Source organism: Nocardia farcinica (genome assembly GCF_001182745.1).
Lineage (GTDB): Bacteria > Actinomycetota > Actinomycetes > Mycobacteriales > Mycobacteriaceae > Nocardia > Nocardia farcinica.
Genome location: NZ_LN868938.1, coordinates 1,739,546 through 1,756,033 on the forward strand (window position 1 = coordinate 1,739,546; position 16,488 = coordinate 1,756,033).

Genomic DNA, 16,488 nt, shown 5'->3' on the forward strand with positions numbered 1-16,488 from the left:
TGGTGCGTGTCGCGGACGCGATCGGTGGGTGGGTAGCCTTTCGGGGTTCGATCGGCTCGAAGGGAACCCGCTACGCGATGCAACCGCTCGGCTTGGACGATCCGCGACGGATCGGCGACTACCGGCTTCTCGGCGTCCTCGGGGCGGGCGGCATGGGGCGGGTGTACCTGGGGCGCAGCGCGGGCGGCCGCACCGTCGCGGTGAAGGTGATCCGGCCCGATCTGGTCGCCGACCCGGAGTTCCGCACCCGCTTCCAGCGCGAGGTGGCCGCCGCCCGGCGCGTCGGCAGCTCGTGCACCGCGCCGGTGCTCGACGCCGACGTGGCCGCGAACCCGCCGTGGCTGGCCACCGGTTACGTCGCCGGGCTCGCGCTGTCGGATGCGGTGGAGCGGTTCGGTCCGCTCGGTGAGCACAGCCTGCTCGTGCTCGCCCACGGCTTGGCCGAGGCCCTGATCGCGGTGCACGCGGCGGGGGTGGTGCACCGCGACCTCAAGCCCTCCAACGTGCTGCTGGCCCTCGACGGGCCGAAGGTGATCGATTTCGGCATCGCCCGCGCCATGGACGACACCTCCCTCACCACGACCGGCAAGGTCATCGGTTCCCCGGCGTTCATGAGTCCGGAGCAGGTGACCGGCGAACCGATCGGGCCCGCGGGCGACATGTTCGCCCTCGGCGGCGTGCTGGCCTACGCCGCCGCAGGCCAAGGGCCGTTCGGCACCGGCGACACGGTGCAGTTGCTGTGGCGCGTCGTCTACGAGGAACCGCGGATCGAGGCGGTGCCGCCGCGGCTGCGGCCGGTGGTGGCCGCCTGCCTGGCCAAGAACCCGGCCGACCGGCCCACCCCGCGGCAGGTGCTCGACCAGCTCACCGCGCTCGGCCTGCCCGACCGCGCGGGCTGGCTGCCCGCGCCGGTGCTCGAGGACGTCAGCGCCCGTGCCGTGCGGCTGCTCGATCTCGACTCCGAACCCGACGACGGCTACGGCGAACCCACCCGAGCGGCCGCCATCCCGTCCGGCCACGGCACCGCGCCTTCGCATCCCGGCACCGCCCGCTTCCCGCAGGACGACCCCTACCGGCAGTCGTCGGGCGGGTACGGCACCGCGGCGGGGCAGGGCACCGGAGCGCAGCCCGAGTCCGGTCGCTACGGCACCACCCCGACCGGGTGGCACACCCACACCGCACACTCCGGCTCCGACCGCTCGGTGGACCGGAATCACTCTGTCCCCCAGGGCTATTCGGCGCACTCTCCACACGGCCGGCAACACGGGTCCGGCGCGGGCCGCACCGACGCGACAGCCCTGCACCGCCCGTCGACCGCGCACGAGCCGTCCACCCGCCGGTCCGGCCGGCGCGGGCCGCTGGTGGCGGCCCTGGTCGTCGTCGGAACGGCCGTCGCCGCGGGCGCTTTCGTGATCGGTACGCAGTTGCGGGACCAGCCCCCGCACGAGAACGCGGGCGCCCCGCCGAGCGCACAGGTCGCCGAACCGACCGAGGCCGCGCCGACGACCACGGCGGCCACCTCGACGACCACCGCCCCCGAATCCGCGGTACCCGCCGAGTTCGTCGGCACCTGGCGCGGCACGGCGGCCGACGGCCTGGTGGCCTTCGACATCGAACTCGTCATCGACGAGGGCGAGGTCGGCGCGGAGGTGGCCCGCTCGGCCAACACCGGCAAACTCATCGGACAGCGGTGCAGCCGCGTCGAACGGCTCACCGAGGCGAATCCGCAGCAGCTCACCTTCGTCGCGCGGCTGGCCGACGACAGCCCGCGCGACTGCCGCGACGAGGGCGCGGTCACCACCGTGCGCCTGCAACCGGACGGCTCCCTCGCCTACAGCACCCCGGGACTGTTCGGCGGTTCGATCGCGGGGATCCTGCGCCGCGGCTGACCGGGTTAGGCTGTATCCCAGCCCGCTCGACGTCCCAGCCCGCTCGACATCCCAGCCGCTCGACCGCGTCACCGCCCGATCGCCGATCACTCGCCGACCCGAAAGCGCAGCGACCCATGAGCCTTCGCCCCGCGCGGCCGTTCCTGCCCCTCGCCGTCCTCGCGGCACTGCTGTGCAGCGCGCTCACCCTGCTCGTCCCCGCGCGCGCAGCCGCCGTCGCCGACACCGCCTGCGGTGCGCCGCTCGCGCCCGCGACCGTGGCCGAGATCGCCGACCTCGCCGACACCACCGAGGTCGCCGACCCGGCCACCGGCAGCTCCCTCGACCGGCTCGAGCGCGCGGTGGAGCGGCACCGGCGCATCACCGAGATCCTCGTCGAGCACCGCGACCGCCGCGGCCTGCTCGCGCTCGGCCTGGACACCGTCGAACAGACCGCGGTGATGCCGCTGCAGCGCACGCCCGCCGCCTTCGACGACCCGGAGTGGGCGCACCGCATCAGCCTCGACCTGCTGCTGCGCTTCCTGCGGAACCTGCACGCCGAGTTCACCGGCGGGCCGACCGAACCCCAATGGACGCACTATTTCGCGCTCACCCGCCGCTGCGAACTCTCCGCGGCCCGGGTCGCGATGGCCGGCTACAACGCCCACCTCAGCGTCGACCTCGCCAACGCCGTCGCCGCCACCCGCGCCACCCCGGCCGATGCCCGCGACTACTTCACCATCGTCGACGCGATCGCCAGTCACGGCTTCCTGATCGTGGACGCGACGAAGGCGATCTACGGCGGCGACCTGGGTCCGCTGTGGCGGTTCTACTTCGTCGGGGAGGGCTTGGACGCCGTGCTCGGCGCGGGCGTGGCGACCGGGCCACTGCTGCGGCTGGCCGACGCGGGCGCCAACGTGGTGATCTTCGGCAACGGTCTGGCACTCCAGGATCCGGCGCTCGAACCCGCGGTGCGCGCCGAGATCGACGTGCTGTGGCGCAGCGCGGACGCCGCCTTCGAGGTGCTGGCCGCCGTCGGCGGCCTGTGAGACGTCCGCGGATCGTGGCGCATCCGCGGACTGTGCGGGTCAGGGCTTGCGGCCGACCCCGCCCCAGGCCGACGCGCGACGAACGCCCTGCTCGGCCTCGTCGGTGCGCCAGAAATTGATCGGCACCACACCGGGTTCGACGAGTTCGAGCCCGTCGAACAGTCCGCGGATCTGCTCGGAGGTGCGCGGAGTATAGGGCACCCCACCGGTTTTCGCGTAGTTCGCGCACAGCCGGACGTAGCCGGGATCGTCGGTGGTGCCGTCGTAGAGCACCAGGTAGCTGCCCGAGGCCAGCGGCTCCATGATGGTGCGCACCACGCGGCGCGCGTCCTCGTAGGAGGCGGCGTGGCCGAGGACGCCGATGAACATCACCGCCACCGGCTTGCTCAGGTTCAGCACGTTGCGGCTGTCGGCGAGGATGAGCTCGGGAGCGTTGAAATCGGCCTCCATGTAGGTGGTCACGCCCTCGTCGGTGGTGTTGACCAGCAACGCCCTGGCATGGGCCAGCACCAGCGGGTCGTTGTCCACGTAGACGATCTTGGCGTCCGGCGCCGCGGCCTGGGCCACCTCGTGGGTGTTCTGCATGGTGGGCAGACCCGTGCCGATGTCGAGGAACTGGCGCACCCCGGCCTCGGTGGCCAGCCAGTGCACGGCCCGGATCAGGAACTGCCTGGACTGCACCGCCATCGAGCGGATCTCGGGGTAGCTGGCCAGCCCTGCTTCACCCGCTTGGCGGTCCACCTCGTAGTAGTCACGCCCGCCCAGCCAGAAGTTCCAGATGCGCGCCGAGGACGGGACATCGGTTCGGACGGGACGGTGCTGGTCGACCATGGGTGACTCCTGAAACACTTTTCCGGCGATGTCGTGGCGACTGTACCGCCGATCCCGCTGTCGCAGCAGGGTCTTCGGTCACCGGTCCAGTACCGCCATGGCGGCGTTGTGGCCGCCGATCCCGCTGACGCCGCCGCCGCGCACCGCACCCGCACCGCAACACAGCACGTTCGGCACGCCGGTCGCCACCCCCCACCGGTGCGCGGGATCGTCGGCCTCGGTTGCGCGCCACGGGAACTCGAGATCGCCGTGGAAGATGTGTCCGCCCGGCAAACCCAGCTCCCGCTCCAGGTCCAGCGGCGAGCGCACCTCCAGGCACGGCCTGCCCTCGGCGTCCTCGGCCAGGCAGTCGGCCAACGGCTCGGCGAGCACCGCGTCGAGCCCGGCCAGCGCCGACCGCAACGCCGCGGCCCTGGCCGCCTCCGGATCGTCGCGGAAAAGCCGTGCGGGCGTGTGCAGTCCGAACAGGGTGAGGGTGTGCATCCCGGCCGCGTCGCCGGTCAGGATCGACGGGTCGGTCAGCGTGTGACAGTACAGTTCCGACGGCAGCACCGCGGGCATCCGCCCGTGCGCGGCACTGCGATAGGCGGCGTCGAGTTCGCGGTAGGACTCGGCCACGTGGAAGGTGCCCGCGAAGGCGTCCCGGGGATCGACCGCGGTGTCGCGCAATCGCGGCAATCGGCGCACCACCATGTTGACCTTCAGTTGGGAGCCTTCGGGTTCGCCGCCCGGCGCGCGGCCGAGCAGCCGATCCAGTTCGCGCGGGGCGGCGTTGACGAGCACGTGCCCGGCACCGACCGCGCCGCCGTCGTAGCGCACCTCGGCGGTGCGCCCGTCGCTGTCGATGCCGGTCACGGCGGTGCCGGTGCGGATCTCGGCGCCGGCCGCGCGGGCGGCGTCGGCGAGCGCGGAGGTCAGTGCGCCCATGCCGCCCACCGGCACCGTCCAGTCACCGGTCCCGCCACCGATGACGTGGTAGAGGAAGCAGCGGTTCTGCCGCAGGGTGGGGTCCTCGCCGTGGGTGAACGTGCCGATCAGCGCGTCGGTGAAGACGATGCCGCGCACGGTGTCGTCGGCGAAGGTGGCGGTGAGGGCCTCGCCGAGCGGCCGTTCGAACACCGCCGCCCAGGTCCGGTCGTCGTCGACGCGGGCGCGCAGTTCGGCGCGGGTGGGCAGCGGTTCGGTCAGGGTCGGGAACACCCGGTGCGCCAGCCGGGCGGTGGCGGCGTAGAAGCGTTGCCACGCCTCGAATTCCCGGTCCGAGCCGGTGAGCTCGCGGAACGAGGCGCGGGTGCGGGCGAGGTCGGCGGTGTCGACGAGCAGGCCGCCGCTACCGACCGGGGTGTAGGACGAGATGCGCCTGCGCCGGGTGTGGAAGCGCAGGCCGAGATCGCGCACGATGCGCTCCGGCAGCAGGCTCACCAGATACGAGTAGCGCGAGACCCGGGCGTCCACGCCCGGGAACGGACGTTGCGAGACCGCCGCACCGCCGGTGTGATCGAGCCGCTCCAGCACCAGCACCGAACGCCCGGCGCCGGCCAGATACGCGGCGGCGACCAGACCGTTGTGCCCGCCGCCGACCACGACCACGTCATAGCTACCTCGCGTCATCGGTCCTCGATAGCACGGCGGCGCGGCCGCGGCCCAACCCCGACACGCCGGTCAGGCGCCGGTGACCACGCACCCGTAGCCCACCGGCGTGCCGACACCGGTCCACACATCCACCGCCACCGCGGCCACCGCGTCGGGTGCCTGGCCCGCGCTGATCCGGTGCATTCCGGGTGTGGCCGGTACCCAGGTGACGAGCGCGACCCCGCCGGTGGGACGCACGGTCGCCAGCGGAATCCCGTTGTCGTAGAAGTACACCGGGGCCACCGGATCGGTGACGAAGGCCTGGATCGTCGCGGTGCAGCCGGTGCCGTAGTCGCTGTCGATGCCCCAGGTGAGGTTGGGCAACGTCTTCAGTCCGGTGACGGCACCGGCCGCGGCCGGTGCCGTGGCCACGGCGAGCCCGGCGGCGCAGGCGCACAAGCCTGCGGCGACGGCGGCGCGGACGCGGGTGTGCGCGGTGACGGTCATCGGCGTGGCCCTTCCGGATCGACGCGGGAAACCCACTGCGATCGTAGGGCGGCGACCGGCCCGATCGGGGCCTTTCCGCCGATCTCGCAACGATCCGGCAAACCGTGCCGTGCCGGTCAGGCCGTGGGGCCGCCCGCCACGTAGACGACCTGGCCGGAGACGAAGCCCGCACCCTCGCTCACCAGGAACGACACCGTGTGCGCGATGTCCTCCGGCGTGCCGGTGCGCGCCACCGGAATCTGCTTGGCGGCGGCCTCGCGGAACTGCTCGAACGGGATTCCCAGCCGCTCGGCGGTGGCCGCGGTCATGTCGGTCTCGATGAAGCCGGGGGCGATGGCGTTGACGGTGACGCCGAACTTGCCGAGCTCGATCGCCAGCGTCTTGGTGAAGCCCTGCAGGCCCGCCTTGGCGGCGGAGTAGTTGGCCTGGCCGCGGTTACCCAGCGCCGAGGTGCTCGACAGGTTCACGATGCGGCCCCACTTCGCCTCGGTCATGTACTTCTGGGTGGCCCGGCTCATCAGGAACGAGCCGCGCAGGTGCACGTTCATCACCGCGTCCCAGTCCTGCACCGACATCTTGAACAACAGGTTGTCGCGGGTGATACCGGCGTTGTTCACCAGCACGGTCGGCGCGCCGAGCTCGCTCGCCACCCGCTGCACCGCGGCGTCCACGGACTGCTCGTCGGCGACGTCGACGCCGACGGCCAGTGCCCGGCCGCCCGCCGCCTCGATCTCGCCGACGACCGGCCCGGCCGCCGACTCTTCCAGATCCAGGACGGCGACCGCGAAGCCGTCGGCGGCCAGCCTGCGTGCGGTCGCGGCGCCGATGCCGCGCGCGGAACCGGTGACGATGGCGGTGCGGGAGGTCGATGCGCTCATGATGCTCCTGACATGTTCGAGGGCGCGCCGGTGTGGGACCGGCGGATACCGAATAACATAGACGCGCCCGGCGGTACGACGCGGCCATTTTGATACACAGTCGACTGCCTGTATTATTCGCCCGATGACCACTCCCCCACGCCCCGCGGGCACCCGATCCCCGGGCAGGCCCGCGTCGGCGACCCGCCAGGAGGTCGTCGCGCTCGCCCGGCGCGCCTTCCTGGCCGGCGAACGGGTGGACGTGCAGGCGATCGCGGCCGAACTCGGCCTCAGCCGCGCCTCGATCTACCGCTGGTTCGGCTCCCGCGACGGCCTGCTCGGCGCGATGCTGGTCCAGGAGTACGAGCAGATGATCGCCAAAGCCGACGCCAAGTGCCGGGCGCGCGGCGGACGCCGGATCCTCGACGTGCTCGACCGCGTGGCCCGCTGGGAGGCGGTGAACGAACCGTTCCGCCGGTACTTCGAGAACGAGCCGATGTCGGGACTGCGGATCCTCACCGCCAGCGACGGGCCGGTGCAGCCGCGGGCCGTCGCCGCCGTCGCCGAACTCATCAGCCGGGTCGAGACCGAGGACGGGTATCAGCCGCCGCTCGAACGCGACCTGCTGGCCTACACCCTGGTGCGCATCGGCGAGGCGTTCCTCTACACCGACACCGCCGCGGGCATCCGCAACGACGTGGACCGGCTGCGCGAGGTGTATTCGGTGCTGGTGGGGCTGGTTCCGCCGACCTCCGGCTGAACCACACCGGAGCGGAACTACTCCACCACCAGGACGACCAGGCCCGCGCCGCCCGCCGACTCCTGGCCCGGCCCACCGAACATCGTGATCGACCGGCGCGGGTCGAGCCGGTCGACCACCTCCGGCAGGGACGGGCCGATCTGCTCGGCCCGCACCAGGCACACGTGCCACGCGACGTCGAGGCGCGCGGCACGCCGCATCTGGCCGGGGCCGCCGTCGAGCACCAGCGCTCCGGAGTCGGCGACGGCAGCCGCGCAGGTCGTCACGACCGCGTCGACCCCGTCGAACTCCTCGGCGGCCGACATCGGACTGTCGGTGACCACCCGGTGGCCCGCGTTCCGCCACGGCGCCAGCAGGGCGGCGGGCAGCCCGTCGGGCACCATCACCGCGGTCGCGCCGAGCGTGCGCAGCGCGTCGTCGAGTGCCGCGGCGACCTCTTCTTCGGCGACCCGCCGCCCCCGCGCACCGTCGCGCGCGAGGCGGGCGAGGAAGTCCGAGACGAGGCCGGCGCGGTCGGCCGGGTCGATCGCGGCGTGCCTGCCGCGCCGCACCGGAACCACCCGCTCGTCGTCGGGCAGTTCGACGAGCAGGTCGCGGACCCGGCGCAGCAGCTGTTCGTCGGAGCTCACCGCGCCGCCCTCCGGGGTGCGCGCGGTTCGCACCTGCCCTCGGTCATGTCTCACCTCACCGTTGTCGCCTACGCGGGTCGACGGCCTCTCGCGTCCGCGACCGCCGGGCCGTCCCGCACCGGGCAACGTACCCGCGCCGCGCGGGGCGTGGCAACCGCATGATCCCCGTCACGACGGGCCTATGCTGCGGATATGTCCCCTGGCGAGATGTCCTCCGGTACGCGACCGCCGCCCGTTCCCCTCGCCGGTGGTGCGCCGGCGCGCGCCCGCTACCGCAGCATCGCCGACCTCGACGCCGACATCGCCGCCTGCCGCGCCTGCCCTCGGCTGGTGCGGTGGCGCGAACTCGTCGCCGAGACCAAGCGCGCGGCGTTCCGCGACGAGACGTACTGGGGCCGCCCGGTGCCCGGCTTCGGTCCCGACGACGCCCGGCTGCTGCTCGTGGGACTCGCGCCCGCCGCGCACGGCGGCAACCGGACCGGGCGGATGTTCACCGGTGACCGCAGCGGTGACGTCCTCTTCGCCGCCCTGCACGCGGTCGGCCTGGCCAATCAGCCCACCGCGGTGCATCCCGGCGACGGGCTGCGCCTGCTCGGCGCGCGGGTGACCGCCCCGGTGCACTGCGCCCCGCCGGACAACAAACCCACGGTGGCCGAACGCGATCGGTGCCGCGGCTGGCTCGACGTCGAGCTCGGGTTGCTCGCGCCGACCGTGCGCGCCATCGTGGTACTCGGCGGCTTCGGCTGGCAGGCGCTGCTGCCCGCGCTGGCCGAGGCGGGGTGGGCGGTGCCACGGCCGCGGCCGAAGTTCGGGCACGGGGTGCGGGTGCGGCTGGAACCGGCCGCCGCGGACCGCGCGCCGCTCGAGCTGTTCGGCTGCTACCACGTCAGCCAGCAGAACACCTTCACCGGCAGGCTGACCCCGGCGATGCTCGAAGCCGTGCTGGCCGAAGCCGCCGACGCCGCCGGACTGCGGACCACGTCGTGAGCGACCGTACGGAAAGGGCACGCCGATGAGCGGTTTCACCCGATTGCTCCGCCCCGCCCTGCTCGCCGCGGCCGCCTCGCCCCGCGTCGAGCGCACCGTCACGTCGCTGCGCGCGACCCGGGCGCTGGTGGACCGCTTCGTGGCGGGCACCACCGAGGCCGACGCGCTCGGCACCGTCGAGGCGCTGCTGGCCTCCGGCCGCTGGATCACCGTCGACCATCTCGGTGAACACACCACCGACCTGGCGCGGGCCCGCGACACCGTCGCCCACTACCGCCGCCTGCTCGCGGCCCTCGCCGAACTGCCCGCCGCCGGTGCGCCGGGAACGGTCCGCCCGCTCGAGGTCTCGGTCAAGCTCTCCGCACTCGGCCAGGCCCTGCCCGGCGACGGTGCGGCGATCGCGCTCGACCACGCCCGCGAGATCTGCACCGCCGCGTCCGCGGCCGGGATCGGCGTCACGGTGGACGCCGAGGACCACACCACCACCGACGCCACCCTCGCCGTCGTGCGCGAGCTGCGAGCGGACTTCCCGGGCGTCGGCACCGTCCTGCAGGCCTATCTGCGCCGCACCGAGGGCGATTGCCGAGAATTCGCCGGGCCGGGATCACGGATCCGGTTGTGCAAGGGCGCCTATCGCGAACCCGCATCGGTGGCCTTCCAACGCGCCGCCGAGGTGGACGATTCCTACCGCCGGTGCTTGCGCATCCTCATGTCCGGCCGGGGTTACCCGATGGTCGCCAGCCACGATCCCGCGATGCTGGCCGAGGCCGATCGCCTGGCCGCCGAAACCGGACGGGGCCCGGACGATTTCGAGTATCAGATGCTGTACGGCATCCGCGACGCCGAACAGCGCCGCCTCGCCGACGCGGGCCACCGCATGCGGGTCTACGTGCCCTACGGCGACCAGTGGTACGGCTATTTCATGCGCCGCCTCGCCGAACGCCCCGCGAATCTGGCCTTCTTCCTCCGCGCCGCCGCCTCCCGCGACCGCGCCTGATCCGCGCGCGGCGTGCCCCGTCGTCCGGCGCCGAGCCGGTGCGAGCGGCGTCCCGCCGCGGGCGGGCCACACCTGATGCGGCCCGCCCGGGGGCGTCAGACGCGCGACTCCACGCGGTGGAACAGATACTCCACCAGCGTGATCAGCGATTGCAGACAGGTGCCGCGGTGGCGGGCGTCCAGGTTCGTCAGCGGGGTCTCCGGCGAGAGGTCGAGCGCGTCGCGCACCTCGTCGAGCGGATAGACCCGGCCGTCGTCGAACTGGTTGACCGCCACCGAATACGGCACCCCGCGCTCCTCGAGCACCGAGAGCACCTCGTCGGACTTCTCGATCCGGCGGGTGTCGACCAGCACCAGCGCGCCGAGCGCGCCCCGGGCCAGCTCCTCCCACAGCGGCACGAACCGCTGCTGGCCGGGCGTGCCGAACAGGTACAGCGCCAGCGTGGGATTCAGGGTGATGCGCCCGAAGTCCATCGCGACCGTGGTCTGCGTCTTGCCCGGCAGACCCGCCATGTCGTCCACCCCGATGCTGGCCTCGGTGATGGTCTCCTCGGTACGCAGCGGCTTGATCTCGGAGACGCTGCTGACGAAGGTCGTCTTGCCGACGCCGAAATTACCCGCCACCAACAGCTTCACCGATCGGGTCACCGTCTCCGGCACATACTCGACGACACGGTCAGGCCGGGAGAGCACGGAGCCCATTGAGTACCTCCTCCAACAGGGAGATCTCCGGCAACATCTGGGCCGGAGTCGGTGTGCTGAGATTGCCGCCGTCGAGCAGATCCGAGACCACGATCTTCACCACGGACGGCGGCATGTCCAGGTAGGCGGCTATTTCCGCGATGGACAGGGCGCCGCGGCGGCTGCACAGATTCATCACCCGGCGCGCGTCGGGACTCGCGCCGGTGGGCGGATCCGACGCGGCCACGACCAGGGTCACCAGATCCAGGTCGCGGGTGGGTCGGGATCGACCGCCCGTGCGCACATAGGCCCGAACGAGGTCGGGGTCGCGGCGGTGCCTGCTCATGACAGGTCGCTGTCTGTCCTCTGCCGCGGCATGCTGCCGAGCTCGTGCCCGACGCGGCCCGCGAGCTCGTTCATCCGATGCGCGATCAGGCTGACATCGATCTCGGTGGTGGTCGACACGCCGAGCAGCGCGCCCTCGCCCGCGGCAGTGATGAAGATCATCCCGTCGTCGTACTCGGTCATGTTCTGCCGGACACCGCTCTCCGGGCCGCCGCAGAACTCGCCCAGGGCCTTGCCCAGCGAGCGCAGACCCGACGCCGCCGCGGCGAACCGCTCGGCGTCGTCACGGGCGATCCCCGAGGAGTGCGCGATGCGCAGGCCGTCGTCGGACAGCAGCACCGCGAAACGCACACCGGGAATGCTCAGATCCTCGAGTAACCAGCCCAGCCTGTTGCTGCTGTCGGTCACGGCCGTATTCGTTGTGCCCATCAAGGTGTCGTCCCTTCCGTGTGTTCGGTCGCGGCGGCGCGACCGCTCTTGGAACCGGCATGCCAAGCCGCGGCGATATCCGGGCGGCCGGGCGTCGCCTCGGTGCCGGTCCGGCGCGGCCGGGCGCCGATCGCGGGCGCGACGGCCCTGCGCCGCCGCTTCGGCAGTCCGCCCTGGGTGATCTCGTGCACGGCGAACTGCTTCTCCTCCCCTTCGTCTGTACGGGCCGCGGCGACCGCGACCGGCTCGCGCGCGGGCGCCGGCTCCTCGACCACGTCCTCGCCCGACTCGCTCGCCTTCTGCGGCTGCAGCAGCGCCTCCGGGATGTAGACCATCGCGCGCATGCCGCCGTAGGCGTTGGGACCGTCGATGTAGACGGTGAATCCGTAGCGGCGGGCCAGCGCGGCGATGCCGGGGAAGCCGACCTTCGGCGAGGGCCCGAGCTGGTGGATGTCCACCGAGCGCTCTCCGGCCAGCACCTGCCTGGCCTCCTCCATCTGCTCGGAGTTCATCCGCACGCCCGCGTCGTCCACGATGACCGTCACGCCGTGGTGGCCTTCCTGGAAGGTCACGTCCACGAAGGAGGTCGGCGGCGAGTAGCGCAGCGCGTTGTCCAGCAGGGTCGCCAGCGTGTGCACCAGCGGCTCGACCGCGCGGCTGATGACCACCCGGTCGGACTGGTTGGCCCGCACCCGCAGGTAGTCGCGCACGCGGCCGGTCGCACCGCCGACCACGTCGGTCAGCGTCTGGGCGGGCCAGCGCCGGCCGGGCAGGCCGCCACAGACGATCACGTAGGACTGCGCCTGGCGGATCATCTGCTGGACGGTGTGGTCGATGCGGGTCAGCGTCGCGTACACCTCGTCGTCGCGGTGCGCGCGCAGCGCGGCGCTGACCACCTGGCTGACGTCGGCGCCGAGGCTCACCACCGAGGTGCCGAACGAGCGCACGGCGCCACTGGTCGCTTCCCGCGCGGAGGCACGAACGGCCTCCTCGGCCGCTTCCACGGCCTGCCTGGTGCGGGCCTCGGCCTCCGCGCCCACCCGGTCGGCGGTCTCGGCCTGCACCATGCGCAGGCCGTCGACGTACCGCTCCCCGGTCCAGTTCAGCACCTGAGCGAAGCGCGAGTTCTGTAGCGCGACAGGCACTTCGACGGTGACGTTCGGCGCGTCGTGGCGCCGGATCGCCTCGGTGAGCGCGGGCACGGTCTGCGAGGCGAATCGCTCCAGCGCCTCGTCGCGCGCACCCTGCTCACGGGTGAGTTCCTCGACGCGGGCACGCTCCTTGCGGATCGCGACCGAGGCGTACACGGCCACCGCCAGGACCAGGACGGGGGCGAGAATCCACGGAAGTACTACGGCGATATCCAAATTCATCTGTTCTCTCGTCATCTACGGCTACGAGCCTTCACCCGGAAACAGCACGTCACGGCCCCCGTGTCGACCACCAGCCTGCGACCACAGAACTCGTTGTGCCTTTCCTCGGGATTTTCCGACCTGTGGAACTCGATCGGATCGGTTTCCTGCCGGAGGGTTCAACGGCCCGGGGCGGCACGGAGGCTCACCGCTCACCTCACTGTGCCTGCGGGACAGGCGATCCAGACCACGACCGCCGTCCGGACGGGGTATCCCGACCGGACCGGAACCCGACGACGCGCCAACATTAGCAGTATTACGGCGCGGTCTCGACGTAACCTGCTGACCGGCATCGGATTTGCCCGCCCCGCACGTACCTGCCCGTGGAAAACAGCTGGTCCGAGGGCCGTACGGCGTCACGGCCCCCAGACGCCGAGCCGGACCCGCCGCCGCGACACGCCGGTCCCGCAGCCGACCGGCAACGCCCCCCGGAGACGACAACGGCCCGTCCACCCACGGCAGCGGGTGGACGGGCCGGTCGGTATCGCGGCGTCGCCGGCGATCAGCTCGCCTGCTTGACGACCTCGACCTCGAGGGTCAGCGTGATCTTGTCGCCGATCACCGCGCCACCGTCGGGCAGCGGCATGTCGATGTCGAGCCCGAAGTCGCGGCGGCTCACCACGGTCTTGGCCTCGAACCCGGCGACCTCACCCTGGCCCATGCCCGGGTTGACCCCGAGGAACTCGACGTCCAGCGAGACCGGCTTGGTGTTGCCGCGGACGGTGAATTCGCCGTCCACCACGAAGTTCTCCCCGTCGACGCGGAAGCCGGTCGACTTGAAGGTCATCTCCGGGAATTCGGCGGCGTGGAAGAAGTCGGCGGTGCGTAGGTGCGCGTCGCGCTGCTCGTTGTCGGTGGTGACCGAGTCGACGCGGATGGCGGCCTCGGCCGAGGCGGTGCCGTCCGCACCGATGACGAGCTTGCCGTCGAAGTCGGTGAAGCGGCCGCGGACCTTGCTCACCATCAGGTGCCGGACCGAGAAGCCGACGGTCGAGTGGGCGGGGTCGATGACCCAGGTGCCCGCGGTCAGTCCCTTGGCGATTCCGGTGGTCATGTCGTGTCCTCCAGTGGTAGAAATTTCAACTAGTGGGGTGGTCGGGAGCCCCGGGGGCGGTGCCCCGACGGGGTGCCGGTCAGCCGAGGCGGCCGGCCAGCAGGTCTTCGAAGGGAACGGTTTCCTCGTAGGGATCGGCGGGGTCGGGATCGGCGGACCGGGCGCCCACCCGTCCAGCCACCAGCTCGGCCAGTTCCCCGGCCGCGCGATCGATGCGCCGGTCCAGTCCTTCCCCGGCGTCGCCGCCGCCCCAGTCGGCCGAGGCCGCGTAGACGGCCGTCGGCACGACGATCGAGCGCAGGTAGGCGAACATCGGGCGCAGCGCGTGCTCGAGCGCCAGCGAATGCCGTTCGGTGCCGCCGGTGGCGCCGAGCAGCACCGGCATCCCGGTCAGCGAGTCCGGTTCCAGTACGTCGAAGAAGGTCTTGAACAGGCCGCTGTAGGAGGCGTTGAAGATCGGCGTCACCGCGATCAGACCGCTCGCCGTGGTCACCGCCTCGGTCACCTCGCGCAGTGCGGGCGAGGGGAACCCGGTGACCAGGTTGTTCGCCAGGTCGTGCGCGTGGTCGCGCAGTTCGATCACGGTGAACTCCGCGCCGGTGAACTCCGCGTCGCTGGACCCCGCGCCGGTGAACCCCGGCCCGGCGACCTCCGCCTCGCGTGCCCGCGCGGTGAGCGAACGGGCGGTGGCCGCGGCGAGCCGGTCGGCCAGCAGGCGGGTCGACGAGGGCTGGGACAGCCCGGCCGAGATCACCGCGATTCGGGTGTCGGTCACGACCGCACCTCCTGCCTCTGCTCGTCGGCCTGAACCTCGTCGGCCTGAGCCTCGTGGGCCTGAACCCCGTCGGGCTGAGCAGCGTCGGACTGAATCTCGTCGGCCCGCGCCCGGCGGGCGGCGACCAGCGCGGCGTGGGTGGGGGCGTCGGGCACGTGCGCGGGGCGGCGGGCGGCGAACTCCTTGCGCAGCACCGGCACGACCTCCTCGCCCAGCAGGTCGAGCTGCTCGAGCACGGTCTTCAGCGGCAGGCCGGCATGGTCCATCAGGAACAGCTGGCGCTGGTAGTCGCCGAAGTACTCCCGGAAGGTCAGCGTCTTGTCGATGACCTGCTGCGGGCTGCCGACGGTGAGCGGGGTCTGCTCGGTGAACTCCTCGAGCGAGGGCCCGTGCCCGTAGACCGGCGCGTTGTCGAAGTACGGCCGGAACTCGCGGACCGCGTCCTGGGAGTTCTTGCGCATGAACACCTGCCCGCCCAGGCCGACGATGGCCTGGTCGGCCGAGCCGTGCCCGTAGTGCTCGTAGCGGCGCCGGTACAGCGCGATCAACCGCTGGAAGTGCTCCTTCGGCCAGAAGATGTTGTTGGCGAAGAAGCCGTCACCGTAGTAGGCGGCCTGCTCGGCGATCTCCGGGCTGCGGATCGAGCCGTGCCAGACGAAGGGCGGCACGTCGTCGAGCGGGCGCGGGGTCGAGGTGAACGACTGCAGCGGGGTGCGGAACTTGCCCTGCCAGTCCACCACGTCCTCCCGCCAGAGCCGGTGCAGCAGGTGGTAGTTCTCGATGGCGAGCGCGATGCCGTCGCGGATGTCCTTGCCGAACCACGGGTAGACCGGGCCGGTGTTGCCGCGGCCGAGCATGAGGTCCACCCGGCCGTCGGCCAGGTGCTGCAGCATCGCGAAGTCCTCGGCGATCTTGACCGGGTCGTTGGTCGTGATCAGCGTGGTCGCGGTGGACAGCTGGATGCGCTCGGTGGTGCCGGCGATGTAGCCGAGCATGGTGGTCGGCGAGGACGGCACGAACGGCGGGTTGTGGTGCTCGCCGGTGGCGAAGACGTCGAGTCCGACCTCCTCGGCCTTCTGCGCGATCCGCACGATCGCCTTGATGCGTTCGGCCTCGGTGGGGGTCCGACCGGTCGTCGGGTCCGTGGTGACATCACCGACGGAGAAGATTCCGAACTGCACGAGGCCTCCTCGGGCTCGTTGGTTGACTTGGCAACCATACCAACCGGGGCCTCCCCCCGTCTATTCCCCGCACCCGTTCCCGTGGCGGGCGCCACCGGAAGCCGCCGGATACCATGCGCGAATGGCAAAGCTGAAGGTCTCCGCCGACGTCCCGATCAGCCCGGAGCAGGCGTGGACGCACACCTCCGACCTGGCCGGCCTGGACAAGTGGCTGACCATGCACGAGGCCTGGCGCGGCGAGGTGCCCACCGAACTGACCCCGGGCACCACACTGGTCGGGGTGGCGACGGTGAAGGGCCTGCGCAACCGCGTCACCTGGACGGTGCAGACCGCCGAACCGCCGAACCGGCTGGTGTTGAAGGGTTCGGGCAAGGGCGGCACCAAATTCACCCTCGGCCTGCTGGTCGCCCCCACGGGCACCGGCTCGCAGGTGAGCGTCGACCTCGAACTGGGCGGCGCGCCGCTGTTCGGTCCGATCGGCGCCGGCGTAGCCAAGGCCGTACGCGGCGACATCGAGCGGTCGCTGGAGAAATTCGTCGCGCTCTACGGCTGATG

18 protein-coding genes are annotated in these 16,488 nt (G+C 72.0%); 6 read left to right on the forward strand and 12 right to left on the reverse strand.

Annotated features, from left to right (window positions below):
• Positions 1-77: 77 nt before the first annotated feature.
• On the forward strand, positions 78-1,889 hold the full coding sequence (locus AMO33_RS08435; protein ID WP_060593380.1) for a serine/threonine-protein kinase: 1,812 nt from the start codon (positions 78-80) through the stop codon (positions 1,887-1,889).
• 116 nt (positions 1,890-2,005) lie between these two features.
• Entirely contained in the window at positions 2,006-2,917 is a 912-nt protein-coding gene (locus AMO33_RS08440; protein ID WP_082668616.1) for a DUF5995 family protein, read from the forward strand.
• Between the two features lie 39 nt (positions 2,918-2,956).
• On the opposite strand, the gene AMO33_RS08445 is transcribed toward AMO33_RS08440, so the two are convergent.
• The 4 genes from AMO33_RS08445 to fabG form a co-directional block, all read right to left on the reverse strand.
• Positions 2,957-3,748, reverse strand: a complete 792-nt coding sequence (locus AMO33_RS08445) for an SAM-dependent methyltransferase (RefSeq protein ID WP_060591813.1) — start codon at positions 3,746-3,748, stop codon at positions 2,957-2,959.
• Positions 3,749-3,826: 78 nt separating this feature from the next.
• Entirely contained in the window at positions 3,827-5,359 is a 1,533-nt protein-coding gene (locus tag AMO33_RS08450) for a phytoene desaturase family protein (RefSeq protein WP_060591815.1), read from the reverse strand.
• Positions 5,360-5,410: 51 nt separating this feature from the next.
• Positions 5,411-5,827, reverse strand: coding sequence for a hypothetical protein (locus AMO33_RS08455; RefSeq protein WP_011208893.1), 417 nt, complete (start codon positions 5,825-5,827; stop codon positions 5,411-5,413).
• Positions 5,828-5,943: 116 nt separating this feature from the next.
• A complete protein-coding gene (gene fabG, locus AMO33_RS08460) occupies positions 5,944-6,705 on the reverse strand; it encodes a 3-oxoacyl-ACP reductase FabG (RefSeq protein ID WP_060591818.1) in 762 nt (253 codons plus the stop codon).
• A gap of 124 nt (positions 6,706-6,829) precedes the next feature.
• Here fabG and AMO33_RS08465 point away from each other — a divergent pair, with 124 nt between their 5' ends.
• Positions 6,830-7,444 carry a QsdR family transcriptional regulator gene (locus tag AMO33_RS08465; RefSeq protein ID WP_011208891.1) on the forward strand — a complete coding sequence of 205 codons (615 nt, stop codon included), beginning with the start codon at positions 6,830-6,832 and terminating at the stop codon, positions 7,442-7,444.
• Positions 7,445-7,461: 17 nt separating this feature from the next.
• Here the strand turns inward: AMO33_RS08465 and AMO33_RS08470 are convergent, their stop codons facing one another.
• Positions 7,462-8,106, reverse strand: coding sequence for an LUD domain-containing protein (locus AMO33_RS08470; protein ID WP_060591820.1), 645 nt, complete (start codon positions 8,104-8,106; stop codon positions 7,462-7,464).
• Positions 8,107-8,280: 174 nt separating this feature from the next.
• Between AMO33_RS08470 and AMO33_RS08475 the strand changes: the two genes are divergently transcribed.
• Entirely contained in the window at positions 8,281-9,060 is a 780-nt protein-coding gene (locus AMO33_RS08475; RefSeq protein ID WP_082668617.1) for a uracil-DNA glycosylase, read from the forward strand.
• Positions 9,061-9,085: 25 nt separating this feature from the next.
• Positions 9,086-10,057, forward strand: a complete 972-nt coding sequence (locus tag AMO33_RS08480) for a proline dehydrogenase family protein (protein ID WP_060591822.1) — start codon at positions 9,086-9,088, stop codon at positions 10,055-10,057.
• Positions 10,058-10,152: 95 nt separating this feature from the next.
• Here the strand turns inward: AMO33_RS08480 and AMO33_RS08485 are convergent, their stop codons facing one another.
• From AMO33_RS08485 to AMO33_RS08515, 7 genes are all read right to left on the reverse strand, one after another.
• The gene (locus tag AMO33_RS08485) at positions 10,153-10,758 is read right to left on the reverse strand and encodes a GTP-binding protein (protein ID WP_041560084.1); all 606 of its coding nucleotides are present in this window, start codon (positions 10,756-10,758) and stop codon (positions 10,153-10,155) included.
• Positions 10,733-11,083, reverse strand: coding sequence for a DUF742 domain-containing protein (locus tag AMO33_RS08490; protein WP_011208885.1), 351 nt, complete (start codon positions 11,081-11,083; stop codon positions 10,733-10,735). Before AMO33_RS08490 ends, AMO33_RS08485 begins: the two co-directional genes overlap by 26 nt.
• On the reverse strand, positions 11,080-11,511 hold the full coding sequence (locus AMO33_RS08495; RefSeq protein WP_041560083.1) for a roadblock/LC7 domain-containing protein: 432 nt from the start codon (positions 11,509-11,511) through the stop codon (positions 11,080-11,082). The genes AMO33_RS08490 and AMO33_RS08495 overlap by 4 nt, the downstream gene beginning before the upstream one ends.
• Positions 11,511-12,884, reverse strand: coding sequence for an ATP-binding protein (locus AMO33_RS08500; RefSeq protein ID WP_060591823.1), 1,374 nt, complete (start codon positions 12,882-12,884; stop codon positions 11,511-11,513). The genes AMO33_RS08495 and AMO33_RS08500 overlap by 1 nt, the downstream gene beginning before the upstream one ends.
• 541 nt (positions 12,885-13,425) lie before the next feature.
• A complete protein-coding gene (locus tag AMO33_RS08505; protein WP_011208882.1) occupies positions 13,426-13,977 on the reverse strand; it encodes a YceI family protein in 552 nt (183 codons plus the stop codon).
• Positions 13,978-14,056: 79 nt separating this feature from the next.
• Positions 14,057-14,752, reverse strand: coding sequence for an FMN reductase (locus AMO33_RS08510; protein ID WP_060591825.1), 696 nt, complete (start codon positions 14,750-14,752; stop codon positions 14,057-14,059).
• Positions 14,749-15,933 carry an LLM class flavin-dependent oxidoreductase gene (locus AMO33_RS08515; protein ID WP_060591827.1) on the reverse strand — a complete coding sequence of 395 codons (1,185 nt, stop codon included), beginning with the start codon at positions 15,931-15,933 and terminating at the stop codon, positions 14,749-14,751. The genes AMO33_RS08510 and AMO33_RS08515 overlap by 4 nt, the downstream gene beginning before the upstream one ends.
• Before the next feature lie 121 nt (positions 15,934-16,054).
• Between AMO33_RS08515 and AMO33_RS08520 the strand changes: the two genes are divergently transcribed.
• On the forward strand, positions 16,055-16,486 hold the full coding sequence (locus AMO33_RS08520; protein WP_011208879.1) for a type II toxin-antitoxin system Rv0910 family toxin: 432 nt from the start codon (positions 16,055-16,057) through the stop codon (positions 16,484-16,486).
• Positions 16,487-16,488 lie beyond the last annotated feature (2 nt).